Raw genomic sequence first — 23,005 nt, forward strand, 5'->3', positions numbered from 1 at the left:
AAGGTAGAGCAGACGCGTGAGCCTGTTGGATTCATACCGGATGAGATTGCGGCGCAAGCGCCGTCTTGTGCGTTGCCTGCGCAAACGGCGCGAGCTGAAGCCGGTCTCGGACAGAACTGCGGACATCCGGGGCGATGATGTCCTGTTGATGAGCGTTATGCGGAACGAAAAGATCCGCCTGCCCTATTTTCTTGAATACTACCGCAAGCTGGGCGTCGATAAATTTCTGATCATCGACAACGACAGCGATGATGGCACCAAAGAGTATCTGGAACTCCAGCCTGACGTCTCGCTCTGGCGTGCAAATGCCAGTTACAAACGGGCCTCGTTCGGGTTGGACTGGTCAAACTACCTGTTGCGGAAATACGCGCATGGGCATTGGGTACTAACGGTCGACCCGGATGAGTTTTTTATCTACCCGTTTTGTGACACCCGCCCTGTTCGGGCGCTGACCGACTGGCTGGACAGCTGCGCGGTGCGCAGTTTTGGCACCATGCTGATTGACATGTACCCGCAGGGTCCGGTGGATGCTGAACCGTACCACGAAGGGCAAGACCCGTTTCAGATCGCCCGGTGGTTCGATTCCGGCAATTACATGATCACCAAGAACCCCGATTACGGGAATCTTTGGATTCAGGGCGGGCCGCGCGCCCGTGTGTTTTTCCGCGACACCCCCGCAAAAGCCCCTGCGCTGAACAAGATCCCTCTGGTCAAATGGGACAAGCGTTATGTCTATGTCAGCTCGACCCATTCGCTTCTGCCGCGCGGACTGAACCAGGTCTACGACGAATGGGGTGGTGAAAAGACCAGCGGCGCGCTGCTGCATGCCAAGCTGATCAGCACGATGGGCGACAAGGCCAGCGAAGAGATGCAGCGCGGTCAGCACTACCGTCGGTCCGGCGAATACCGTGCCTATGCCGAAAGGCTGGGCGACAAGCCGGTGTTCTGGTGCGACCGGTCCGAGAAATACATCAATTGGCGCCAACTTGAAATTCTTGGCCTCATGTCAAAAGGAAACTGGGCATGAGCAGTCTGGGCATCGTCATGCTGGCCCATACCGCGTTGCACCGGGCCGAACAGGTTGCGCGTCACTGGACGGCGTCGGGATGCCCAGTGGTGATCCATGTGGATCGCAAAGTGCCTGCCGGTGCCTTCTCCGCATTTGAAGCATCCTGTGCGGACGATCCCCTGATCCGGTTTTCCGACCGCCATACCTGTGAATGGGGCGGCTGGGGTATCGTCTCGGCATCGCAATCCGCCGCCGAGCTGATGCTCGAGGCCTTTCCGGACGTGCATCACGTCTATTTGTCTTCAGGGGCCTGCCTGCCTCTGCGACCAGTAAGTGAGTTGATCGACTATCTCTCGGACCGCCCCCGTGTCGATTTCATCGAAAGCGCCACCACGGCCGATGTCAGCTGGACCATCGGCGGGCTGGATCAGGAGCGGTTCACCCTGCGGTTTCCGTTTTCATGGCGAAAAAACCGAAAGCTGTTTGATGCTTATGTAAGGCTACAGCGCGCAATCGGTATGCGCCGCAAGATACCCGACGGTCTGATTCCCCATATGGGCAGCCAGTGGTGGTGTCTGACGCGCCAGACCCTGTCGGCTATTCTTCAAGATCCCCGGCGGCAGACCTATGACAGTTACTTTCGGCGGGTCTGGATACCGGACGAAAGCTATTTTCAGACCTTGGCGCGGCTATATTCCACCCATATCGAAAGCCGGTCTCTGACCCTGTCGAAATTCGACTATCAGGGGCGCCCGCACATTTTTTATGACGACCACTTGCAATTGTTGCGTCGGTCGGACTGTTTTGTGGCCCGAAAAATCTGGCCGCGCGCGGATCGCCTGTATCAGGCCTTTCTGACCGATCAGAATAGCAGCATGGCACCGACCGAACCTAATCCGGGAAAAATCGACCGAGTGTTTTCCAAAGCGGTCGAGCGGCGAACGCGGGGACGTGACGGACTGTACATGCAAAGCCGCTTTCCCCGCCACGGCAGCGAAAACGGCCTGACCTCTTTCCCGTATTCGGTGTTTCAGGGCTTCACCGAACTGTTCGAGGATTTCGAACCATGGCTGACCGAAACCACAGGCGCACGCGTTCACGGACACCTGTTTGACCCGGAGCGGGCCAAATTTGCCGGCGGTGACAGCATCACCAACGGTGCGCTCAGCGATTGCGCCGTGCTGCGGGACTACAACCCAACGGCCTTTGTCTCGAACCTGATCTGGAACACACGGGGCGAACGGCAGTGCTTTCAGTTCGGCCCCCGGGATACGCAGAAGGTCAACTGGTTTCTGGCACGGGATAAGAATGCGCAGATCTCGGTCATCACCGGTGCCTGGGCGATCCCGTTGTTTCGGTCAAACATGAACTTTGCGGACATTCGTTGCGAAGCTGCGCGCCTACAGCAAATCGAAACCAAACAGCTTGAGGTTCTGGGTTCGGTCTGGACCAAGGCACGGGTGCGGACATGGTCGCTGGCCGAGTTCGTGGAATCCCCGATGGAACCCTTGCAGACCGTGATCGAAGAGATTGGCACCAAACATGCCAACCACCTGACCGAAGCGCCGGTAATGGTGGATCTGTCAGGCTTTGGCCAATTCCTGCAAAACCTCAAGAACCAAGGCATGCATCCCTATATGATGGGGGATTTTCCATCAGACGACGTGTTCGGTGCCCGGGTGCGGACCTTCAAAAAACCTTATCTGGTACAATAACCCGCGATGACGAAAACCTTCGACTATTTCATCGTCCTTGCCGCTATGCGCACCGGGTCCAACCTGCTGGAAGCCAACCTGAACGCGTTGGAAGGTGTCACATGCCATGGTGAGGCGTTCAATGCGCATTTCATTGGCCGGTTGAAATCTGAAAGCCTGTTGGGAATCACACTTGAAGAACGCGATGACGATCCGTTGAAACTGGTTCAGGCAATCAAGTCCGCAACAGGAGAGCTGAATGGTTTCCGCTATTTTCAGGGGCACGATCCCCGTGTGTTAGAGCCTGCTTTGACCGATCCGCGTTGCGCCAAGATCATCCTGACGCGCAACCCGTTGGACAGTTACGTCTCGCTCAAAATTGCGCGGGAAACAAAACAATGGCAGTTGAAGAACGTCAAACGCCGACGCGTGGCTCAGGTCGAATTCGACGGACAGGAGTTTGAAAACTACCTGAACCAGCAACAGGATTTTCAACAGTTTCTGCTGAACCAACTTCAGACAACGGGGCAAACCGGGTTTTTCATCGCCTATGACGATCTCAACAACCTGAGCGTTCTGAACGGTCTGGCCGCGTGGCTTGGTCTTTCGGCGCGGTTGACGGCGATTGATAACACGCTCAAGCCTCAGAACCCCGAACCCACTCTGTCCAAGGTGACCAATCCGGAGGAAGCCGAGCAGGCTCTGGCCCAGATCGACAGCTTCAACCTGCATCGCACGCCGAATTTCGAACCCCGCCGCGGGCCAGCGGTTGGCCATTATATCGCTGCACCAGTCACACCGCTTATGTACCTGCCCATTCGCAGCGGGATCGAAGGATCAGTGACTCAGTGGCTCGCCGATCTAGATAGGGTAGATGCCGACAAGCTGATCAAAAACCAAAATCGCAAACAGACGCGGCGTTGGTTGCAGGCCCACCCCGGGCACCGGAAATTTACTGTGGTACGCCACCCTTTGGCGCGGGCGCATTCAGCGTTTTGTTCCTATATCCTCAGCACCGAAGCGGGTGCCTACCTGAAGATCCGCAACATGCTGCGCAACCGATTCAAAATTCCGATTCCCGGCCAGCTGCGCAAAGACAATTACCTGCTCGACCAGCACTATGAGGCCTTTTCGGCCTTTCTGACCTTCCTGCGCCAGAACCTCGCCGGGCAAACCCCTGTCCGGGTCGATGGGGTCTGGTGCAGCCAATCGCAGGTACTTGAGGGCATGGCTGGGTTCACTCTGCCTGACCTGATCCTGCGAGAAGATGAGATTGCCACGGCCCTCCCTGATCTGGCGCGCCGGTTGGGGCATGATTCGTCGCCCAAACCAGGTTTCAGCGCGCCGGATGCGCCCTATGCGTTGAACGACATTCATGACAAAAAACTCGAAGCGCTGGCGGTTGAGGCTTACCAGCGCGACTATTTGCAATTCGGGTTTGATGACTGGCGGCCACTCACGGGCGAAGAGTGATAACCGTGCCCTTGTTCACCATTGCATAGATCTCTTCGATCTCGTCATTTTTGACGGCTATACATCCTGCCGTCCAATCCGGTGTCTTCTTGGCGCGCTTCAGCTCGGACCGCTTTTTGGGCTGGCCATGGATGAAGATATCCCCGCCTGGATCAACCCCGGCCGCTTTGGCCTGGGCAATGTCGTTCGAGTTCGGGTAGGAAATCCCCAGCGACAGGTGATAGCGGCTGTTGGGGTTGCGGCGGTCAATCAGATAGCTGCCCTCGGGCGTGCGTCCATCGCCGCGTTTGGTCTTGGTACCCGCAGGGGCAAAACCCAGATCGATCTTGTATTCTTTCAGAATGTGTTCGTTGTGCAGAAGATACATCTTCCGCGCGCCCTTGTTGATGACCAAAGAGGTCACCTCGGGCCCATCATAAGTCAGAAATCTGGGACTGGCGGAAGCACAAGCCGAAAGGCTCAGCGTTGCCATAGCGCCCAATCCAAATGCTCGACGATCCATGTTCACTGCCTGCTACTGCTCTTTTTTTCAGGTATTATGCCAGAAATCCCAAAAACTGAAATCACTTTTTGATGTGCGACTGCTCGACCAGGCGACGTTCGATCGACTCGAGCCGTTCCAGCACCTCGTCCCGATAGGCGTCAGTTTTCACCTCATCCTCGGCATGGTGCGCGTCCTGCATCGAGTTCACAATCAAACCAACCAGCAGGTTCACCACCGCAAAGGTAGTGACCATGATGAAAGGTACGAAGAACAGCCAGGCATAGGGGTATACCTCCATCACCGGGCGCACGATACCCATGGACCAGCTTTCCAGCGTCATGATCTGGAACAGCGTATAGGCGGACAGGCCCAGATCGCCGAACCAGTCGGGGAATGACACCGAAAACAGCTTGGTCGAGATCACCGCACCGATATAGAACAGGATCGCCATCAGCAGGAACACGCTGGCCATCCCCGGCAGGGCCGAAATGAAGCCTTCAACCACCCGGCGCAGGCGTGGCGCAACCGAGATAACCCGCAACACCCGCAGAATCCGCAGCGCCCGCAGCACGGAAAGCCCACCTGCACTGGGGACAAGGGCAATACCAACAACGATAAAGTCGAAAACGTTCCAGCCATTCAGAAAGAACCGCCGACCCGAAGCCAGCAGCTTCATCGCAATCTCGGCGACGAAGATGGCCAGACAAATGCTGTCCAGCGTCACGATCAGGGGACCAGCCGCTTCCATCAGGGTCGGGGACGTCTCCATCCCCAACAGTATTGCGTTGAAAATGATGACCCCGGTGATGAAGCGACCAAATGCGGGATGTTCAATTATACCCAGCAGGCGCTGATTGAATCCCATTGTGATGTTCTCCTGTCTGCTCATGGTGCGGACCCCAATTCCAACCGCGCGGCAAGTTCCGTGTGTGACGACCACCGAAATTGGTCCACCACCTGTACCCATTCAAGGGAGTAGCCTGCGTTTACCAGTGTTTTTGCGTCCCGTGCAAAGGTCACAGGGTTGCACGAAACATAGGCGATCACTGGGCGCTGTGCTTGCGCCAGTTCCGCCACCTGTGCCTCGGCCCCCGCACGGGGTGGGTCCAGCACGACGGCATCAAAACGCTTCAGCTCGTCCGGCATCAGCGGACGGCGAAAAAGATCGCGCGCCTCGGTTGTGACCTGCTTGAGGCCCTGCGCCTTGCGCCAGCCCTGATCCAATGCGCTTGTCATCGCGGCGTCGCCCTCGACCGCATGCACTTCGGCGGATTGGGCTAGCGGCAGCGAGAATGTTCCACTGCCCGCGAACAGGTCTACGACGCGCTTCGCGCCCTGCGTTGCCAGCAAAACCGCCTGTAATAGAGCCTGTTCACCGTCTTTTGTCGCTTGTAGAAACGCACCCGCAGGCGGCACAACTTCGGCCACACCAAAACGCTGTATCGGAGGCTGACGCATGGCAATCACCTCGCCATCCCAACTCAGCCGCGCCAGCCCGTGTTTTTCGGTCGCCTGCGCCAAGGCCAGCTCTAGCGGGCCGTCCAACGGTTTGCCACCCTTGACCGCCACATCCAATCCACCCTCAGACAAGGTCAACGTCACCGCCAGCACGCCTTTACGGCTGCCACCCAGAACCGCCAGCGCTTGCGCCACTGGAATGGCGGCAATCAGCGCCGGATCCAGCAGGTGGCAATCCGGGATTTCGGTGATCGTGTCCGAGGCGCGTCCATGGAATCCGGCCAGCGTACCTTTCTTGGTTCGTCGCACGGCAATGGTGGCGCGCCGGCGGGACCGTTCCGGCGACGTGTGGATTGGGCGAATCTCGGCCTCCAGCCCATGCGCGGCCAAAGCACTGCGCACCACCTCAACCTTCCAGTCGGCGACAAAGTCGTCCGCGGCATGCTGCAACTGGCATCCCCCACACGCCTTGTAATGGCGACAAGGGGCTTTGACCCGATGGTCCGACGGCGTTTCAACCCGGATATCGGTCAGCACCTGTCCTGTCAGAGTCCCGCTGACCAGCTCACCCGGCAGGGTGCGCGGTGCGTAAATGGGACCGTCGGCAATGCCGTCGCCCTGATGGCCAAGGCGGGTTATGGTGAACTGCTGCGTCATGTGGGGCCTGATACCGGGGCTTGGCCCGTAACAAAACCCTTATTCCGCGGCTTCGGCCTGAATGAACCCGCCCGATTGGCGATGCCAGAACCGGGCGTATAGTCCGCCTTGCTCTAACAGCGCGTCATGGGTACCGGATTCGACAATGCGGCCCTGATCAAGAACGATGATCCGGTCCATTTCGCTGAGCGTCGACAGGCGATGGGCAATCGCCAGCACGGTCTTGCCTTGCATCACCCGGTGCAGCGCTGCCTGGATCGAGGCTTCGACCTCGGAATCCAGTGCCGAGGTCGCCTCATCCAACACCAGAATAGGCGCATCCTTGAGGATGGCGCGGGCGAGGGCTATCCGCTGTCGTTGGCCACCGCTGAGTTTCACGCCCCGTTCACCCAAATGCGCGTCATAGCCCGTGCGGCCATGGGCGTCTTGCAGGCTGAGGACAAACTCATGCGCCTCGGCCTTTTTCGCGGCTGTGATCATGGCGTCTTCCGAAGCGTCAGGGCAACCGTACAAAATGTTCTCACGCGCTGATCGGTTGAACATCGCGGTTTCCTGCGTGACCATACCGATCTGGCCCCGCAGACTGTCCTGCGTCACCTGCGACACGTCCTGCCCATCAATGCGAATTGCGCCTTTTTCTCCGTCATAGAGCCTGAGTAAAAGAGAAACCAAGGTAGATTTCCCCGCGCCCGAAGCACCGACAATGCCCAGCTTTTCACCGGGATGCACAGTCATGCTGACATCGGACACACCGCCAATATCGCGGCCATAGGCAAAGCTGACATGGTCGAAGTCTATCTGCCCTTCTGTTACGGACAGGTTGACTGCGCCGATCTCATCCTCGACCCGGTCCCGTTTGGCCAGCGTTTTCATACCATTCTCAACCTCACCGACATTCGCATACAGCCCCATCAGGGTGAAGCTGACCCAGCCGGTCATCTGCGCAATACGGATTGAGACGGCACCTGCGGCCACAATGTCACCAGTCGTCGCGGTCCCCGCCTGCCACAATAGCAGCGTCGCACCCAACAGTAGAACCGGAAGAACCCCGGCAAGCACCATGAGAATGAACCGGAAACTGGCCGACAGCTTACCGAAGGCCAGCATCTTTTCACGCAAATCGACCATCGAATTTCGCGCGGCCTGATCCTCGAAGTCGGAGTGCGCAAACAATTTGACAGTTTTGATATTGGTGATCGTATCGACCACCTGTCCTGACACCATCGCCCGCGCCCCGGCCCTTGCGGCCGAGCGTTTGCGGATACGCGGCAGATACCAACGGATCAGAAGAAAATACACCACCAGCCAGGCGGCAAAGGGCAACATGACCAGCGGATGAATAGACCCTAACAAAAGCAACGAGCCCACAAGCGAGGCCAAAGCAAACACTATGGCGCTGATCGTTTCGGACACGACCGAAGCCAGTGCATTCGAGGTCTGCATCTGCTTCTGGGCAATCCGACCTGCGAAGTCATCATCGAAATAAGTCACTGACTGGCCCAGCGTCCAACGGTTCAGCTTGGCCAAAACCAGCGGCGGGATGTTGGGCATGACGACATAATTGTTGGACAGTGACGACAATCCAAACAAAGCCGGGCGCAAAAGCATGAAAAACGCCGCAACGCCCAAGATCATCCACAGATTTCCGCCACTCAGGAAGTTCTGAGGCCCGCTTTCGGTCGCCAGGTCGATGACAAGACCGAGCATCCAGGCAGTTCCCGCCTCCATCGCACCTGCCAGGGCCGAGAAGGACGCCGCTAGGAAAATCATCGGCCACGCGCCTGACAGGCACCAGCGAATGAACGCCCCCAGAGTTTGCGGCGGGGGCGTTTCGATGTTTTTGAACGGATCTATGAGGTTGGCAATCCTCATTCGGCGGCCTCCGGGTTCAGGAAGCCTCCAGATTGCCGTGCCCAGAACTGGGCGTAAAGCCCGCCTTGCGTCAACAGGTCCGAATGTCCGCCCTGTTCGACGATACGACCGCCATCCATCACCAGAATGCGATCCATCTGGGCAATGGTGCTCAGCCGGTGGGCAATGGCGATCACGGTTTTACCTTGCATCATGCCGTAAAGGGTTTCCTGAATTGACGCTTCGACCTCGGAATCTAGGGCGGAAGTCGCCTCATCCAACAACAGAATTGGCGCATCCTTCAGGATCACCCGCGCCAGCGTCACCCGCTGCCGCTGACCACCCGACAGCTTCACGCCACGTTCGCCCACATGCGCATCATACCCGGTGCGTCCCTGTGGATCCTGCAGATCGAGGATAAACTCATGCGCTTCGGCCTGTTTGGCGGCGGCGATCATCTGCGCCTCGGAGGCGTCGGGTCGGCCATATAGGATGTTGTCACGAACCGAGCGGTGCAGCAATGCGCTGTCCTGCTGCACCATACCGATATGGCTGCGCAGACTGTCCTGCGAGACATTTGCGATGTTCTGCCCGTCAATCAGGATCGCCCCCTGCTCAACGTCATAAAACCGCAAAAGCAGCTTAACCAGAGTCGATTTCCCGGCCCCGGACCGTCCGATCAGACCAATCTTTTCGCCTGGCTGGATGGTCAGGTTGATGTGATCCAGCCCGCCGGCCTTACGCCCGTAATGGTGTGACAGATCCCGAATATCGATCTGGCCACTGGTCAGGCGCAACGGCGTGGCACCCGGCGCGTCCAGCAGGTCAATCGGCTGGGCAATGGTCTGCATCCCTTCGGCGACAACGCCAAGCTCGCGGAAAAAGCTGGTTAGGGCCCACATGATCCAACCAGTCATCGCGTTCAAACGCAGGGTCAAGGCGGTGGCTGCCGCCACCACACCGACCGAGGCGCTGCCCTGCGCCCACAGTGCAATGGCCCACCCCACCACACCAACGATCAGCAGGCCATTCAGTGCCACCAGAACCGAATCCATGATGGTGAATATCCGCATCTCGATCTGGAAAGTCCGTCGGGTTTCCTCGATGGCTTCGCGGGCATAATCCAGCTCTTGCGCGTCATGAGCGAACATCTTGACCGAATGGATGTTGGTATAGCTGTCCACCACCCGGCCGGTCACCGCCGAACGCGCATCCGAGGCCGCCTGAGAGGCCGGGCCAACCCGCGCCACGGTCCAGCGTACCAATAGGGCATAAAGCGCAAACCAGATCAGCAGCGGCAGCAGCAGGCGCGGATCGGCTGCCATCAACAGAACACCCGCCCCGATCAGATAGGCCAGCGAAAAGGATATCGCGTCAAAGACCTGAAACACGGCCTCACCCGCGGCGGGCGGGGTTTGCATGATCCGGTTGGCGATGCGGCCGGCGAAGTCATTCTCGAACCAGCCAACGGATTGCCGCAATACGTGCTTGTGCGCACGCCAGCGGATCAGGGTGCCAAAGTTTGGCAGGATCGTGTTGTTCAGAATCAGCACATCGACAAGCTGCAGGATTGGCCGAATGAACAGGATAAATAAGGCCACCAAAATCAATTCGGTGCCGTGGGCTTGCCAAACCTCGGCGGGCGTTCCGCCCAACAGGTCCACAACTCGACCCATATAATAGATCAGGCCGACCTCGACCGCCGCGACGATGACAGACAGCAGGGCGGCCCAGACAAAAACCCTGTAAAACGGCCGGGAGTAATCCAGCATGAAGGGCCACAGCCGTGTCGGCGGTGTGTCGGATTCACGATAGGCAACAAAAGGGTCAACGAGGTTTTCGAAAAAACGAAACATGGAGAGTGCTCCGGTTGAGCAAAGAATTAGTCATGCGAAGAAAGATGGCGCCAGAACACCACCCCAACGGGTCAAAGCGTTCCGGCTTTAGCCGAACCAGATCCCGTAATACATTCGCATCCCTCCAGATTTGTGACAGGGGCACGTAACCACAAAGTATTTGCTTTGTCATCCCCTTTTGAGACTTCGCTTTACTGGCGCAGAAGTTCTTCGCGGCTCAACGTGAAACCGGATGCGATCCAGCGCGCCTCAAGCTCGGCCAGCTTCTTGCCCAGCGCCGGGCCGGTGTATTCTGGGATCAAGTCGGCGGCCTTGATCGGAAAATCCGCAGCTGCGCCTGCGCGCAGAGCCTGACGCAATTCCTCGCTCCACGGTTGCTCGAGAAAGGCGCAACGCAGAAGGGTTTCGTGCAGGCCGCCGTCTTCTCCATAGCGAAAGCCCAGCTCGGCGACACTTGCGGTACCCGACGCCTCATCCCGCATGCGGGTCAGTCTTTGCAGCTGTGCCTTGCTGAGGCGCAGAGTCTTGGCAATCTCGGGTGTCGCAATCGCCGCCAGTCGCCGGATCGGCTCGGATGTGACTCCAGCCTCGTGCTCCAACGCGATCAGCGGCGCAAGCGACCGATCTTCCGCCCCCGGCAACAGCTGTGCCAGCACCCCTGTCTGGCGCATCGTGGCAACGGATGGCCCAGGATCGGGTGCGCCCAGCAGCTTCAGCAGCTCTGCCCCCACCCGTTCACGAGAGAGCCCGGCCAACCCGTCGAGATTGGCGGTAATTGCTGCCAACGCGTCCGGGTCAAACCCGGCCTCGGCATCGCCATACCAGGCGTGAAAGCGGAAATAGCGCAATGAGCGCAGGTAATCTTCGCGAATGCGGTTTTCGGCGGTGCCGATGAATCGAACGCGGCGGGCCTGCAGATCAGGCAAGCCGTTCAATGGGTCCAAGATGGTGCCATCGGGGCGCGCATAGATCGCGTTCATGGTGAAATCGCGGCGGGCTGCGTCTTCTTCAACTTTGTCCGCAAACGCCACCACCGCACGGCGACCATCGGTTTCCACATCGCGGCGAAAGGTGGTGATCTCGTGTGGGGCACCGCCGCTGACCACGGTGATCGTGCCGTGATCAATTCCGGTGGGAATGGCTTTGAGCCCCGCCGCCTGCGCCAGTTCTATCACCCGATCCGGGCGCGCATCAGTAGCAATATCAATATCCGAGACAGGCGCACCAAGCAGTGCATTACGCACACATCCACCCACGAACAGGGCCTGCGCCCCGGCCTCGGTCAGGGCCGCGCAGACCTTTTGCGTCGCCGGGTCCGAAACCCAGCCTTCCGTGATTTTCATCATTCACTCACCCGTGCTGCCAACCCCCGCAACATCCGGGCCGTCGCCCCCCAAATGTAGTAGGGGCCGAACGGCACCGTAAAATAGTACCGCTTCTGACCACGCCAGCGGCGTGATTCAACGATATAATTCGCAGGGTTGAGCACATGTGCAAGCGGAACCGAGAACACCTCGTCCACTTCCCCAGGTTCAGGGATCGCCAGGAACGGATCGCGAAGGATCGCCAGAACCGGCGTAACCGAAAACGACGTTACCGTTTCATGCGCCGGCAGGTGGCCAAGAACCTCAGGCAGGTCCGGCGGCAGGCCGATTTCTTCCTGCGCTTCACGCAGGGCGGCGGCGGTGACATCGGCGTCACCTTCATCCTGCTTGCCGCCGGGAAACGCGATCTGGCCGGGGTGGTGTTTCAGCGCCGAGGACCGTTTGGTCAGGATCAGCCGCGGCGTATCACTCGCCAGCGTGATTGGAACCAGAACACCTGCGGGGCGCAGCTTGCGCCCTTCGGGCAGAACAACGTCGGGGTTGAGGTCAAAGTCGCTTGACCCATGGCCGGGGCGGCGCAGGGCCGCCCGCAGCTGGTCTGTTGGATCAGGCGCCGTCAGCATCGAAGCCAACAGTGCTGGGGTCCAGCACGTAATGGGCGCCGCAGAACTGACAGTCGGCTGTCACGTCGCCTTCGGACGTGGTCATCTTTTCGATGTCCTTGGCCGAGTATATCGACAGGCTTTGACGTACGCGATCCTCGGAACAGGTGCATCCGAACTGGACGGATTGCGCGTCATAAACCCGTGGCTGTTCTTCATGAAACAGGCGAACCAACAGATCGGTCGGTGCAATCGAAGGGCCGATAAGTTCCAGATCTTCGACCGTGTCCAACAGGATGTTGACGCGGCCCCAGTTTTCACCCTCTTCGCCATCGACCAGGTCTTCGGCGGTCAGAATCTCTCCGCCCCCGTCGCCCGAGGCCACAAAGGGCGAGGCCTTGGGCATGTGCTGCAACATGATCCCGCCCGCGCGCCAGTGTTCCCCAACACCCGGCTCGGTCGATTTGCCAAAACTCAGCGAAAACCGCGTTGGCAGCTGTTCGGATTGCGCAAAATACGCCTCGGCGCAGGCGCTGATCGAGCCTCCGGCCAACGGAGTAATCCCCTGATAGGGCTGGGTGCCTTCGCCCTGGTCGATCATGATGGCAAAATAGCCCTCACCCACCTGATCGAACGGCGCGCCATCGGTCAGGCGATCACGGTCGAAACTGGCATAGGCTCGGATACGGGCAGGTTCACCCTCGACCTTGGGCGCGTAGTAGTCCGTCGCAATCATTCGCACCGGGCCTTTGGACTGCACCTGCAATGACAATTTCCAACGCAGATTAACGGTCTGGCCAATCAACGCAGTCAGCAGGGCCATTTCGGCGACAAGGGCTTCGACTTTTTCAGGGTAGTCGTGCTGCTTCAGGATGCCGTCCAGCACACCGTCCAGGCGGGCCACACGGCCTCGCATATCCGATACATCGAGTTGAAAGGGCAGGACGGTGTCGTCCCACGCGATTTTCGTTCCAAGAGACATGGGGTTTCCTTACACGCCACAGGTTGGCATACCGCCAGCATATAGGTCGAACAATTTGGGTTGTAAGGGGCCATACATGATCAGACGGTTCGGTGAAACCCCACAAGCGGGTCGGAAATACACGCGGCGTGTGGGTGTTTACGCATTATTGCCCCGCGGCAGGCACCTGTTGCTGACCTGCCAGACCGAGCCCGGCCCCGACCTGCAACTACCCGGTGGAGGCATCGATCCCGGCGAATCACCTGTTACCGCCCTGCACCGCGAAGTGTTCGAGGAAACCGGCTGGCTGGTTGCCTCGCCGCGCCGGGTCGGTGCGTTTCGGCGTTTTACCTATATGCCCGAATATGACTTGTGGGCCGAGAAGGTCTGCCTGATCTACCGCGCCCGGCCCGTGCGTCAGATGGGGCCACCCTCTGAGCCCTTTCATGAGGCACTTTGGATGGACACCGCCGATGCAGTTCAGATGCTGGGCAATGACGGGGATCGTCACTTTGCCTCCCAACATCTGCTTCGGCTCTAGTTGCCGCCATATTCAAAGAACACGGCAGATACGTCATCATCCATACCGCGTCCCGGCGATATGGTCTGGGTCAGGCGCCAAAACAAATCGTCGAGAAATTCGGTCCCACTGCGACCGGGCGCGCAGTCCATTGCCATCTGGCGCAACCCCTCTTCCTCCAGCAACCCACCATCGGCCAGGGAAGATTCCGTGAAACCGTCAGAGTAAAGCAGCAGCTTGTCACCCGGCTGCAGGTAGGTCTCGATCCGTTGAAAGGTAACATCGGACAGCAAGCCGATGGGCAACCCGCCCTCGCCCAGAAATTCGGTGCTGCCGTCCTGACGCATCACTAGCGGATGCGGATGTCCGGCCTGGACCATCTTCAAATGCCCGTTTCGCAGATCGACAATGGCGTAGACCATAGTAAAGTATTCCTCGACCCCGGCGTCTGCCATCAGGCGGTAATTGAGCATTTCTGCCACCTGCTCGGGCGGCAGCAGCGCGTAGAACTTGTCAAAGCGCTTCTCCATCGCGACGTTCTGCTCAAAGTGGTTGCTGGACAGATAGCCGCCAAGCCGCGCCGTCATCATCGCCGAGGTAATGCCGTGACCTGACACATCAATGCTGTAGAACCCAAGCCGGTTGACCCCGGGTGAGAACATGCCCACCAGATCGCCGCCGATGTGACCGCAGGGTTTCAACAACAGGCTGACGCGCGATTTCCCGAATTCCCGCGTCAGTTCGGGGACCAGAGATTCCTGAATTTTCCGGGCCTGCATCAAATCCTTGTCGATGGCGTCATGGGCCACGCGCAATTCCTTGAGCGCGGATTCGATTATTCGGTTTTTTTCCGACAACTCGCGCTGCATATCCAGAATCCGCGCCCCTGCCGAGATACGTGCGCGCAACTCATCCGCCTCAAGCGGTTTGATCAGGAAATCGTCCGCCCCCGCGTCCAGCCCGCGCGCCACCTCCTGCTTTTCGCTTTTTGAGGTCAGCAGGATGAAATAGCTGTATTGATCACTGTCCAGCGCCCGGAAGGAACGGCAGAATTCCAGCCCGCTCATCCCCGGCATGACCCAGTCGCTGAGGATCAGATCCGGCGGATCGGCGGCACATATTTCGATGGCCGCGTCGCCATTGTCAGCCTCAAACACCTCGAACCCCCACTTTTTCAGCGAGGCGACCAGAATCCGCCGTTGCAGGCGACTGTCATCGACAATCAGCACCTTTTGGATTGCGCCAAAATCCAACTCTGCCCTGGCCTCTGCCTGACTGCCCTCTGCCACCTGAACCCTCTGCACTGCGACCTACTTGGAACAGGGCGACCCTAGCGCGCTGCGGTTTAACATCTGGTGAAGTCGTCTTTTGCACATTGTTTAACCCGGTCTTTACTGAACCCCCGGTATCCCGGTCAGGTCGCAAAATATGTGGAGAGGCCGAACATGATCGACTGGTCCAGGGTCAGACAACTGAGGGACGAGGTTGGCGCCAGCGAGTTCGACGAAGTGGTACAGATTTTTCTGGACGAGGTGCAGGAAACCATCGAAAGGGTACACAAGGACATCAACCGCGTTGAATTCGAGAGGAACATGCATTTCCTCAAAGGCAGCGCGTTGAGTCTTGGCTTTGACCAGTTTTCGAAACTCTGTCAGGACGGAGAACGCATAGCCGCCGCGGACAAAGCACATGACGTCAACCTGTCCGCTATTCTGAATGTCTATGACGCCTCCAAGACAATGTTCTTGGCAGATAAGGACGCAAACCTGGCTTAGATCACAAACTGCGCCAGCGTTTCGTCTTCGGTGATGTCGGTATAGGTGAAACCGGCCTCATCCAGATGCGCAAAAAGGCGCGCAAAGTTTTCAGGCTTGCGGGTTTCGATGCCAATCAGGACCGAGCCGAAATTGCGCGCCGATTTCTTCATATATTCGAAACGGGCGATATCGTCTTCGGGGCCTAAAATTCCCAGAAACTCCTTCAGCGCACCGGGGCGCTGTGGCAGGCGCAGGATGAAGTATTTCTTGACGCCAGAATAACGCTGCGCCCGTTCCTTGACCTCGGGCAACCGCTCGAAATCGAAGTTCCCGCCCGAGGTGACGCAGACTACTCGCTTGCCCCGGATAAAGCTCTGGATATCACTCAGCGCCTCTATTGCCAGCGCGCCGGCAGGTTCCAGTACGATGCCTTCAACATTCAGCATTTCGATCATAGTGGTGCAGATGCGGTCTTCGGACAGCACCAATACATCGGACAGGTGGCGGTTTTTCAGCAACTCAAACGGTTTCGCGCCAATTTTCCCAACCGCTGCGCCATCGACAAAATTGTCGATGTGTTCCAGCGCCACCGGATGCCCAGCCGCCATTGCCGCATGAAGACACGCCCCGCCTCTGGGCTCGACAAACAGGCAATGGGCGCGATCCCCAAACCATGTAGCCACGCCCGAAGACATACCGCCCCCGCCTACCGGCAGGATCACGTGATCAGGCAAACCGCCCAGCTGTGCCTCAATCTCAACCGCCAAAGAGGCCTGACCTTCGATGACATCCTCATCATCAAACGGCGACAGAAAATGCCCGCCCCGTTCGGCACACCACGCCTGCGCGGCGGCCAGCGTGTCGTCAAAATAGTCGCCGGTCAGGTGAATCTCGACATTGTCGCCACCAAAGATGCGCGTCTTCTGGATTTTCTGCTGCGGCGTGGTGACGGGCATGAAGATCACGCCGTTTACGCCCAGATGCTTGCACATATAGGCAACGCCCTGCGCATGATTGCCCGCGCTGGCACAGACGAACAGGTTCTGCCCCTGCTGCTTGCGCATGGCGTTGAACGCACCGCGGATCTTGTAGGACCGCACCGGGCTGAGGTCTTCGCGCTTGAGCCAGATATCGGCCCCGTAGCGATCAGACAAATGGGCGTTCCGCTGCAACGGCGTCGCCGGAAACACAGAGCGCATCGCCTGTTCGGCAGCGCGGGCGCGGGTCATGAAATCAGTCATGCCGGTGTCAGTGGCTTATACTGAGTGAAAGGGCAAGGAATACATATGTGTACGCGGGTCAGATGAGTTCGCGTTTTTCGATAAACACGCCGTACATAGTGGTCAGGATGCTGACGTTGATCAGCGCGACAACGAAGAAACTGATAATCTCCAAGATCGAGTAAAGCCCGTGCCCTTCCGGTATAAACGTAGAAATCATGCCTGTAGCAGTTTCGAAAGCCAGCTGGCACAAAGCCAAGATCAGAACCGCATTTGTAAATTTACCTGTTACAAACCAAGCCTCAATCAAAGTTATAGGCTTCTCCAGCGCGGCGGCCGGCAGTACGAGGGCTAATCTAAAGGTCAAAAATCCGATCAGAAGCGAAAGGAAAGCGCTCACCAGAAAGTCTCCAAAGAAAAACCCAATCGTGATTAGGCCGACGATTACAGCCAACGGCACCACAATCACTGCAATCAGAAATCCGAGTATTACCGAGCGCCAGATATACGATCCAATACTGTGTGTGTTGAATTTTGGAACGATACCCGCTGGGTACTCTTCGAGCAGAATGAACCGGTGCCACGAAACAACCCCCCAGGCCATGAACACCACGGTACCAACGACCCACAGCAACCCTCGCACTATAAACGCGCCGGTGCCTGCGCCAATCTGATCATTCCCTTCACCTGCAGGTGATCCATCAAGTACTCCAAAAAAGAGAGCGAGGCACATTGACCCCAAAACTGGCAGAATGAAGATTCTCAACGCTGTAGTGGCGTTCCGCAAAACCATCCGCACCGAATGCACAAAAATCTGCCAACCCAACATCCTGAAACCTGCCTTCTCAACCAATCCTTGTTCTCTATTCCCTCGTTTCACCCCAATTCCCGCGCCTCGTCAACGCAGATAACTTGCCCCCGGTTTCAAAACCCGCTAGGGGCCAAGCGTCTTACGCATAAGGGGAAGTCAGATGTCCGCGCCCAAGAAAGTTGTTCTGGCCTATTCCGGTGGCCTTGATACCTCGATCATCCTGAAATGGCTGCAGACCGAGTATGGGTGTGAGGTTGTCACCTTCACCGCCGATCTGGGTCAGGGCGAGGAGTTGGAGCCCGCCCGCAAGAAGGCCGAGCTGCTGGGGATCAAGCCCGAGAACATCTATATCGAAGACATCCGCGAGGAATTCGTCCGCGACTTCGTTTTCCCGATGTTCCGCGCCAATGCGCAGTATGAGGGGCTGTATCTGCTGGGCACCTCGATCGCGCGCCCGCTAATCTCGAAACGTCTGGTCGAGATTGCCGAAGCCACCGGTGCCGATGCCGTCGCCCACGGCGCGACCGGCAAGGGCAACGATCAGGTCCGCTTTGAACTGGCCGCCTATGCGCTAAACCCCGACATCAAGGTGATTGCTCCTTGGCGCGAATGGGACTTGACCAGCCGCACCAAGCTGCTGGAATTTGCAGAGGCGAACCAGATCCCGATTGCCAAGGACAAGCGCGGCGAGGCCCCCTTCTCGGTCGATGCCAACCTGCTGCACACCTCGTCCGAGGGCAAGGTTCTGGAAGACCCCGCCGATATGGCGCCCGATTACGTCTACCAGCGCACCGTCCACCCCGAGGACGCGCCAAACGAACCCGAGTTTATCGAAATCGGCTTTGAAAAAGGTGACGCGGTCAGCATAAATGGCGAGGCGATGAGCCCCGCGACCATCCTGACCAAGCTGAACGAATATGGCGGCAAGCATGGCATTGGCCGTCTGGACCTGGTCGAAGGCCGGTTTGTTGGCATGAAATCGCGCGGCATCTACGAGACACCTGGCGGCACCATCCTGCTGGAAGCGCATCGTGGTATCGAATCCATCACCATGGACCGGGGCGCGATGCACCTGAAAGACCAGCTGATGCCGCAATATGCCGAGCTGATTTATAACGGGTTCTGGTACTCCCCCGAGCGGGAAATGTTGCAAGCCGCCATCGACAAGTCCCAGGAACATGTCACCGGCACCGTCCGCGTGAAGCTCTACAAAGGGCTGGCCTCGACGGTGGGTCGCTGGTCGGATCATTCGCTTTACTCCGAGGCGCATGTGACCTTTGAAGAAGACGCTGGTGCCTACGACCAGACGGACGCGGCAGGTTTCATCCAACTGAACGCGCTGCGCCTGAAACTGCTGGCGGCGCGGGACAAACGCCTGAAGTAACGGATGTTTGCACGAAAAGGTTGAAACGGCCGCTTACGTCGCAACTATGCCGTAGAAATGCCGCTTTGATTGAGCACAGAAGACGGGTCGGTCCCCAAGGGGCCGGCCCGTTTTTCATTCAAGCTTATTGAGGCATTCATGCAGGCAGCCCCCTCACCTGGCACCCCGGTAAAATTCGAGTTTCGGGGGTCAGCAAGCGAATATTTCGGCATTTGGATCGTCAACCTGCTGTTGTCCATCGTGACCCTGGGCATCTACAGCGCGTGGGCCAAGGTGCGGACCAAGAAGTATTTCTATCAGAACACCTATGTCGCCGGGCGCAGTTTCGACTACCACGCCACAGGTAAGCAGATCCTGATTGGGCGGCTGATCGTGATAGCCGGGATCGTGGTTTATTCGATCCTTGGATCGATCCCTCTGGTCAATCTGGTCATGCTGTTGGGTCTGCTAGTATTGATTCCCTACCTTCTGGTCCGGTCCTTGCGGTTCAACGCCCGCATGTCCAGCTGGTCGAACGTGCGGTTTGTCTTTCATGGCAGAACAGGTGCAGCGGTCGCGAATTACTATGCCTACCCACTACTTGCGGCGATGACATTTTACACCACTTGGCCATTTGTCACCCGCGCAATCCAGCGGTTTCACGTGAATGGCCACACCTTTGGAACAACGCCGATCTTCTTCAACAGCCCGATCGGCCCGTTCTACAAAGCCTTTTTTGCGGCGATCGCTTGGGGGGTCGCCGCAGCAGTTGTCATCTTCATGATTCTTGGCAGCGGCGTGCCGGTGTTGAGCGTGTTGGACAACGTTGAATCGGGAATTGATCACTTGTCCGAGATGTTCACGATCCTTTTCATGGTTGCGGCCTATATGGTGGTGCTGGTTCCGGGGTCGATCATCTACCACGCCATCGTGCGCAACGCGGTCTACAATCACACGGCCATGGGCAGCGGGCATCGCTTTCATTCCGACATCTCGGCGCTGCATTATCTGTGGATCGTGCTGTCCAACCTTGTGGTGATCGTGGTGACCCTGGGCCTGGCGCTGCCGTGGACGCATGTGCGCCGGGTTCGGTATCTGGCCAATCACACAACCTTCATCCCCAATGGTCCGCTGGATGATTTCGTCGGCACCGTCAGTGAAAATGTCAGCGCCATTGGCGACGCTTACGGGGATATCGAAGGGTTTGATATCGGTATCGCGGTCTGATTTTGGACATGTCTGAGGATAACATCGGCGCGCCTGTTCACGGGCGCGCTTATCCACCTCTCAGTTCGCGCGAGGTTGCGGTGCGGTTGGCGGTCGGCACCAACACCGTCTGGTTGATTGATGAGCATGGTCAGATTCTGACCCGCTGTTCCCCGGATGAGCTGTCGGTAGACCCCCGCGTCGGATCGACTGAACGCCGGGTGAATTTCCCTGATGGTACCCTGTTTCTGACAGGCCAGCACGCGGCGCTGGAGCATCTGATCGCAGACAGCAGCGGATCACGGCTGCATCACGCTGAAAAGTTTCACCCCCGGCTGATCCTCATCACGCTGACCTGTCTTGTTGCGGTATGGGGGATTTGGAAATATGGGCTGTCCCTGTTGGTGGCGTTGGCCGTGTGGATGACACCGCCGCCACTGGTCGCCGCGATTGATACCGGGGTGATGCAGGCCCTCGATCAGATTATGACCAAGCCCAGCGCGCTGAGCGACTCGGAAAAGGCTGAAGTCCAGAACAACTTCGGCCGGGTTCTGGCTGCATTGGGCCCGGCGGCAGAGGATCACGACTATACGCTGTTGTTTCGCGATCTGCCCGGCATGGGACCCAATGCCTTTGCCTTGCCTAATGGAACCATAGTGGTCTCGGATGACTTGGTGCGATTGGTCTCAACCGATGCGCTTGCCGGAGTGATCGGGCACGAGATTGGGCATGTGGCCGAACAGCACGGGCTGAGGCAGATTTACCGATCGCTCGGGGCTTATCTCCTGATTGGTATGATGGCGGGCGATACCGGACCGGTACTAGAACAGGTGCTGCTAGAAGGAAACCTGGTTTTGTCACTGTCCTATTCCCGCCAGCATGAACTGTCGGCGGATCGGTTCGGCGTTGATCTGGCGGAACGGGCCGGGTTTGACCCAAATGGTCTGTCGGAATTCTTTGCAATGCTCGAACAGAAATACGGCGATCAAGGCAGTGACTGGCTAAGCACCCACCCCCGTTTTGAAGACCGGCAGGACAACCTGAGTTCTAAGTCCGAGAGCCACTAGCCTCCGCGAGCGTCCGACGAGCACGCTATCATCCATGACATCAGGCTGTGGCGACGATAAACTCGTCTCACCACCGCGTGACATATCATGTCAGCGGATTGCGGCACCGATTAAGTCAGGGCAGCCTGAACCGGAAAGGAGACGCACCATGACCCGTATTGCTTATTTTGACACAGTCAAACCTACGTTTCTGTTTGTTCTGATTGTGCTGGTTGCAATGTTTCGCGCCCTACCGGCACCTGCCGCCGGGGCCGAAACACTGACCGTAGCAGGTGGCTGTTTCTGGTGTGTCGAATCCGATTTCGAATCCGTCCCCGGCGTGATCGGGGCCGTGTCAGGATATACCGGTGGCAAGTCGATCAACCCAACCTATAAACAGGTCTCCAACGGCGGAACCGGGCATTACGAAGCGGTACAGATCACCTTTGATCCGTCCCGTGTTTCTCGTGAAATCTTACTGAACATGTTCTTCCGCTCGGTCGACCCAACGGATGCGGGTGGCCAATTCTGTGATCGGGGTGAAAGCTATCGTACCGCCATTTTCGTCTCTAATGCAGGGGAAAAAGCGTTGGCACAGCAAGCTAAGACCGGCGCGCAAAACGCGCTGGGGAAAACTGTTGTGACGCCGATCCTGCAAGCCGGGACGTTTTATCCAGCCGAGGCGTATCATCAGGATTACTACAAGGGCGAAAAGCTGGTCCTGACCCGATTTGGGCCCAAACGCCAGAAGAACGCGTACAAAGCTTATCGCAAAGCCTGTGGCCGCGATGCGCGCGTCAAACAGCTGTGGGGAAGCGAAGCGCCGTTTGCCGGATCTTAATCGAACTGCGCCTCGCGCACTTCTTTCAGGTCAGGAATAACATCAGCCGTTCCGTGCCGCATGACCATCAGGGCTGCGGCACGGTTTGCCTGTGAAATCGCCTGCGCCAGAGGCATCCCGCGATCCATCCCGGCCAGCACATAACCGGTAAAAGTGTCGCCTGCCCCGGTGGTATCCACGGCCTGAACCTTGTGCGCCGCGAACTCGGAAACGTCCCTGCCACGCTGATGATAACGCGCGCCCTTTGAACCTAGGGTGACGATCACATGCTGAACTTCCAGATCCGAGACCTCCTGCCCGGTGGCCTGCCGCAATTGCTCGGCCTCGATTTCATTCAGGATCAGAAAATCCAAATAGGGCAGCACCGCCTGAACCGCTTGCGCCTGAAACGGGGCAGCGGCGTAGCAGACCGTCAAACCCAAATCGCGACCCATCTTTGCGGCTTCGACCTGTAGGTTGGTTTCGTTCTGCATCACCAACAGATCGCCCCGCGACGCCGAGGACAACGCCTGCCCCAGCTGATCCTGTGAAATCGCGTGGTTCGAGCCGGGAAACAGGATAATATTGTTTTCCCCTTCGGAATCCACCGCAATGATCGCGTGGCCGGTTGGAACCTCAACCTCGGCAATATGGCGCGTGTCCACACCGTATTCCGTCAGACGATCCCGCGCCCAGCGCCCATCCGGGCCAACCGCACCAATATGCGCAACCCGTGCCCCGGCCCGCGCGGCAGCAACAGACATATTCGCCCCTTTGCCGCCCAGATACCTGTCAAGACGGTTGGCGGAGAGGGTCTCTCCTGGTCCGGGCAGGTGCGGCACATCATAAATCATGTCCGCGTTGATCGAGCCGAGGTTCCAGATCGTCATCG

The 23,005-nt window shown here is 58.0% G+C and carries 21 protein-coding genes; 9 read left to right on the forward strand and 12 right to left on the reverse strand.

Translation table 11 applies throughout. The features are described from left to right. Positions 1–40: 40 nt before the first annotated feature. The 3 genes from ACR0IY_RS11600 to ACR0IY_RS11610 are packed head-to-tail and all read left to right on the forward strand — an operon-like array spanning position 41 to position 4,176. Positions 41–1,027, forward strand: a complete 987-nt coding sequence (locus ACR0IY_RS11600) for a glycosyltransferase family 2 protein (protein ID WP_480673530.1) — start codon at positions 41–43, stop codon at positions 1,025–1,027. After that, positions 1,024–2,724, forward strand: a complete 1,701-nt coding sequence (locus ACR0IY_RS11605; RefSeq protein ID WP_480673376.1) for a DUF5927 domain-containing protein — start codon at positions 1,024–1,026, stop codon at positions 2,722–2,724. Before ACR0IY_RS11600 ends, ACR0IY_RS11605 begins: the two co-directional genes overlap by 4 nt. A gap of 6 nt (positions 2,725–2,730) precedes the next feature. After that, complete coding sequence (locus ACR0IY_RS11610; protein WP_480673378.1) at positions 2,731–4,176, forward strand: nodulation protein NodH; 1,446 nt, start codon at positions 2,731–2,733, stop codon at positions 4,174–4,176. Here ACR0IY_RS11610 and ACR0IY_RS11615 read toward each other — a convergent pair. The 8 genes from ACR0IY_RS11615 to hslO all read right to left on the reverse strand — a co-directional run bounded on the left by ACR0IY_RS11615 (position 4,160) and on the right by hslO (position 13,391). Beyond that, a complete protein-coding gene (locus tag ACR0IY_RS11615) occupies positions 4,160–4,678 on the reverse strand; it encodes a L,D-transpeptidase family protein (protein WP_480673380.1) in 519 nt (172 codons plus the stop codon). The two genes, ACR0IY_RS11610 and ACR0IY_RS11615, sit on opposite strands and share 17 nt — an antisense overlap. Before the next feature lie 61 nt (positions 4,679–4,739). Then, positions 4,740–5,525 carry an ion transporter gene (locus ACR0IY_RS11620; protein WP_480673532.1) on the reverse strand — a complete coding sequence of 262 codons (786 nt, stop codon included), beginning with the start codon at positions 5,523–5,525 and terminating at the stop codon, positions 4,740–4,742. Between the two features lie 20 nt (positions 5,526–5,545). Next, on the reverse strand, positions 5,546–6,775 hold the full coding sequence (locus ACR0IY_RS11625) for a class I SAM-dependent RNA methyltransferase (RefSeq protein WP_480673382.1): 1,230 nt from the start codon (positions 6,773–6,775) through the stop codon (positions 5,546–5,548). A gap of 39 nt (positions 6,776–6,814) precedes the next feature. After that, on the reverse strand, positions 6,815–8,647 hold the full coding sequence (locus ACR0IY_RS11630; RefSeq protein WP_480673384.1) for an ABC transporter ATP-binding protein: 1,833 nt from the start codon (positions 8,645–8,647) through the stop codon (positions 6,815–6,817). Beyond that, entirely contained in the window at positions 8,644–10,482 is a 1,839-nt protein-coding gene (locus ACR0IY_RS11635; RefSeq protein ID WP_480673386.1) for an ABC transporter ATP-binding protein, read from the reverse strand. The genes ACR0IY_RS11630 and ACR0IY_RS11635 overlap by 4 nt, the downstream gene beginning before the upstream one ends. A gap of 191 nt (positions 10,483–10,673) precedes the next feature. After that, positions 10,674–11,828 carry a CCA tRNA nucleotidyltransferase gene (locus ACR0IY_RS11640; RefSeq protein WP_480673388.1) on the reverse strand — a complete coding sequence of 385 codons (1,155 nt, stop codon included), beginning with the start codon at positions 11,826–11,828 and terminating at the stop codon, positions 10,674–10,676. Continuing rightward, positions 11,825–12,430 (reverse strand): CoA pyrophosphatase, encoded by a 606-nt coding sequence (locus tag ACR0IY_RS11645; RefSeq protein WP_480673390.1) that lies wholly within the window; start codon positions 12,428–12,430, stop codon positions 11,825–11,827. Before ACR0IY_RS11645 ends, ACR0IY_RS11640 begins: the two co-directional genes overlap by 4 nt. After that, complete coding sequence (gene hslO / locus ACR0IY_RS11650) at positions 12,414–13,391, reverse strand: Hsp33 family molecular chaperone HslO (protein WP_480673392.1); 978 nt, start codon at positions 13,389–13,391, stop codon at positions 12,414–12,416. The genes ACR0IY_RS11645 and hslO overlap by 17 nt, the downstream gene beginning before the upstream one ends. Before the next feature lie 76 nt (positions 13,392–13,467). Here hslO and ACR0IY_RS11655 point away from each other — a divergent pair, with 76 nt between their 5' ends. Further along, on the forward strand, positions 13,468–13,911 hold the full coding sequence (locus ACR0IY_RS11655; protein WP_480673394.1) for an NUDIX hydrolase: 444 nt from the start codon (positions 13,468–13,470) through the stop codon (positions 13,909–13,911). Here ACR0IY_RS11655 and ACR0IY_RS11660 read toward each other — a convergent pair. Further along, a complete protein-coding gene (locus ACR0IY_RS11660; RefSeq protein WP_480673396.1) occupies positions 13,908–15,179 on the reverse strand; it encodes a PP2C family protein-serine/threonine phosphatase in 1,272 nt (423 codons plus the stop codon). The genes ACR0IY_RS11655 and ACR0IY_RS11660 overlap by 4 nt on opposite strands. Positions 15,180–15,335: 156 nt before the next feature. Here ACR0IY_RS11660 and ACR0IY_RS11665 point away from each other — a divergent pair, with 156 nt between their 5' ends. After that, positions 15,336–15,665 carry an Hpt domain-containing protein gene (locus tag ACR0IY_RS11665; protein ID WP_480673398.1) on the forward strand — a complete coding sequence of 110 codons (330 nt, stop codon included), beginning with the start codon at positions 15,336–15,338 and terminating at the stop codon, positions 15,663–15,665. Here the strand turns inward: ACR0IY_RS11665 and ilvA are convergent. Both ilvA and ACR0IY_RS11675 read right to left on the reverse strand, forming a co-directional pair. After that, positions 15,662–16,888: a threonine ammonia-lyase IlvA gene (gene ilvA / locus ACR0IY_RS11670; RefSeq protein WP_480673400.1), complete on the reverse strand. Its 1,227-nt coding sequence runs from the start codon at positions 16,886–16,888 to the stop codon at positions 15,662–15,664. The two genes, ACR0IY_RS11665 and ilvA, sit on opposite strands and share 4 nt — an antisense overlap. Positions 16,889–16,946: 58 nt before the next feature. Next, positions 16,947–17,720: a hypothetical protein gene (locus ACR0IY_RS11675; RefSeq protein WP_480673402.1), complete on the reverse strand. Its 774-nt coding sequence runs from the start codon at positions 17,718–17,720 to the stop codon at positions 16,947–16,949. Between the two features lie 118 nt (positions 17,721–17,838). Between ACR0IY_RS11675 and ACR0IY_RS11680 the strand changes: the two genes are divergently transcribed. From ACR0IY_RS11680 to msrA, 4 genes are all read left to right on the forward strand, one after another. Beyond that, a complete protein-coding gene (locus ACR0IY_RS11680; RefSeq protein ID WP_480673404.1) occupies positions 17,839–19,062 on the forward strand; it encodes an argininosuccinate synthase in 1,224 nt (407 codons plus the stop codon). A gap of 138 nt (positions 19,063–19,200) precedes the next feature. Further along, entirely contained in the window at positions 19,201–20,268 is a 1,068-nt protein-coding gene (locus tag ACR0IY_RS11685) for a YjgN family protein (protein ID WP_480673406.1), read from the forward strand. 8 nt (positions 20,269–20,276) lie between these two features. Then, a complete protein-coding gene (locus ACR0IY_RS11690; protein ID WP_480673408.1) occupies positions 20,277–21,314 on the forward strand; it encodes a M48 family metallopeptidase in 1,038 nt (345 codons plus the stop codon). Positions 21,315–21,531: 217 nt separating this feature from the next. Further along, positions 21,532–22,134 (forward strand): peptide-methionine (S)-S-oxide reductase MsrA, encoded by a 603-nt coding sequence (gene msrA, locus ACR0IY_RS11695; RefSeq protein ID WP_480673534.1) that lies wholly within the window; start codon positions 21,532–21,534, stop codon positions 22,132–22,134. Here msrA and ACR0IY_RS11700 read toward each other — a convergent pair. Further along, positions 22,131–23,003: a ribokinase gene (locus ACR0IY_RS11700; protein WP_480673409.1), complete on the reverse strand. Its 873-nt coding sequence runs from the start codon at positions 23,001–23,003 to the stop codon at positions 22,131–22,133. The two genes, msrA and ACR0IY_RS11700, sit on opposite strands and share 4 nt — an antisense overlap. Positions 23,004–23,005 lie beyond the last annotated feature (2 nt).

Source organism: Ruegeria sp. BC1, assembly GCF_056539305.1.

Bases quoted from the DNA above. Each gene is read 5' to 3' on its own strand.
- ACR0IY_RS11600 (WP_480673530.1), top strand. From the start codon at position 41: ATGAGATTGCGGCGCAAGCGCCGTCTTGTGCGTTGCCTGCGCAAACGG.
- ACR0IY_RS11605 (WP_480673376.1), top strand. From the start codon at position 1,024: ATGAGCAGTCTGGGCATCGTCATGCTGGCCCATACCGCGTTGCACCGG.
- ACR0IY_RS11610 (WP_480673378.1), top strand. From the start codon at position 2,731: ATGACGAAAACCTTCGACTATTTCATCGTCCTTGCCGCTATGCGCACC.
- ACR0IY_RS11615 (WP_480673380.1), bottom strand. From the start codon at position 4,678: ATGGATCGTCGAGCATTTGGATTGGGCGCTATGGCAACGCTGAGCCTT.
- ACR0IY_RS11620 (WP_480673532.1), bottom strand. From the start codon at position 5,525: ATGGGATTCAATCAGCGCCTGCTGGGTATAATTGAACATCCCGCATTT.
- ACR0IY_RS11625 (WP_480673382.1), bottom strand. From the start codon at position 6,775: ATGACGCAGCAGTTCACCATAACCCGCCTTGGCCATCAGGGCGACGGC.
- ACR0IY_RS11630 (WP_480673384.1), bottom strand. From the start codon at position 8,647: ATGAGGATTGCCAACCTCATAGATCCGTTCAAAAACATCGAAACGCCC.
- ACR0IY_RS11635 (WP_480673386.1), bottom strand. From the start codon at position 10,482: ATGTTTCGTTTTTTCGAAAACCTCGTTGACCCTTTTGTTGCCTATCGT.
- ACR0IY_RS11640 (WP_480673388.1), bottom strand. From the start codon at position 11,828: ATGATGAAAATCACGGAAGGCTGGGTTTCGGACCCGGCGACGCAAAAG.
- ACR0IY_RS11645 (WP_480673390.1), bottom strand. From the start codon at position 12,430: ATGCTGACGGCGCCTGATCCAACAGACCAGCTGCGGGCGGCCCTGCGC.
- hslO (WP_480673392.1), bottom strand. From the start codon at position 13,391: ATGTCTCTTGGAACGAAAATCGCGTGGGACGACACCGTCCTGCCCTTT.
- ACR0IY_RS11655 (WP_480673394.1), top strand. From the start codon at position 13,468: ATGATCAGACGGTTCGGTGAAACCCCACAAGCGGGTCGGAAATACACG.
- ACR0IY_RS11665 (WP_480673398.1), top strand. From the start codon at position 15,336: ATGATCGACTGGTCCAGGGTCAGACAACTGAGGGACGAGGTTGGCGCC.
- ilvA (WP_480673400.1), bottom strand. From the start codon at position 16,888: ATGACTGATTTCATGACCCGCGCCCGCGCTGCCGAACAGGCGATGCGC.
- ACR0IY_RS11680 (WP_480673404.1), top strand. From the start codon at position 17,839: ATGTCCGCGCCCAAGAAAGTTGTTCTGGCCTATTCCGGTGGCCTTGAT.
- ACR0IY_RS11685 (WP_480673406.1), top strand. From the start codon at position 19,201: ATGCAGGCAGCCCCCTCACCTGGCACCCCGGTAAAATTCGAGTTTCGG.
- ACR0IY_RS11690 (WP_480673408.1), top strand. From the start codon at position 20,277: ATGTCTGAGGATAACATCGGCGCGCCTGTTCACGGGCGCGCTTATCCA.
- msrA (WP_480673534.1), top strand. From the start codon at position 21,532: ATGTTTCGCGCCCTACCGGCACCTGCCGCCGGGGCCGAAACACTGACC.
- ACR0IY_RS11700 (WP_480673409.1), bottom strand. From the start codon at position 23,003: ATGACGATCTGGAACCTCGGCTCGATCAACGCGGACATGATTTATGAT.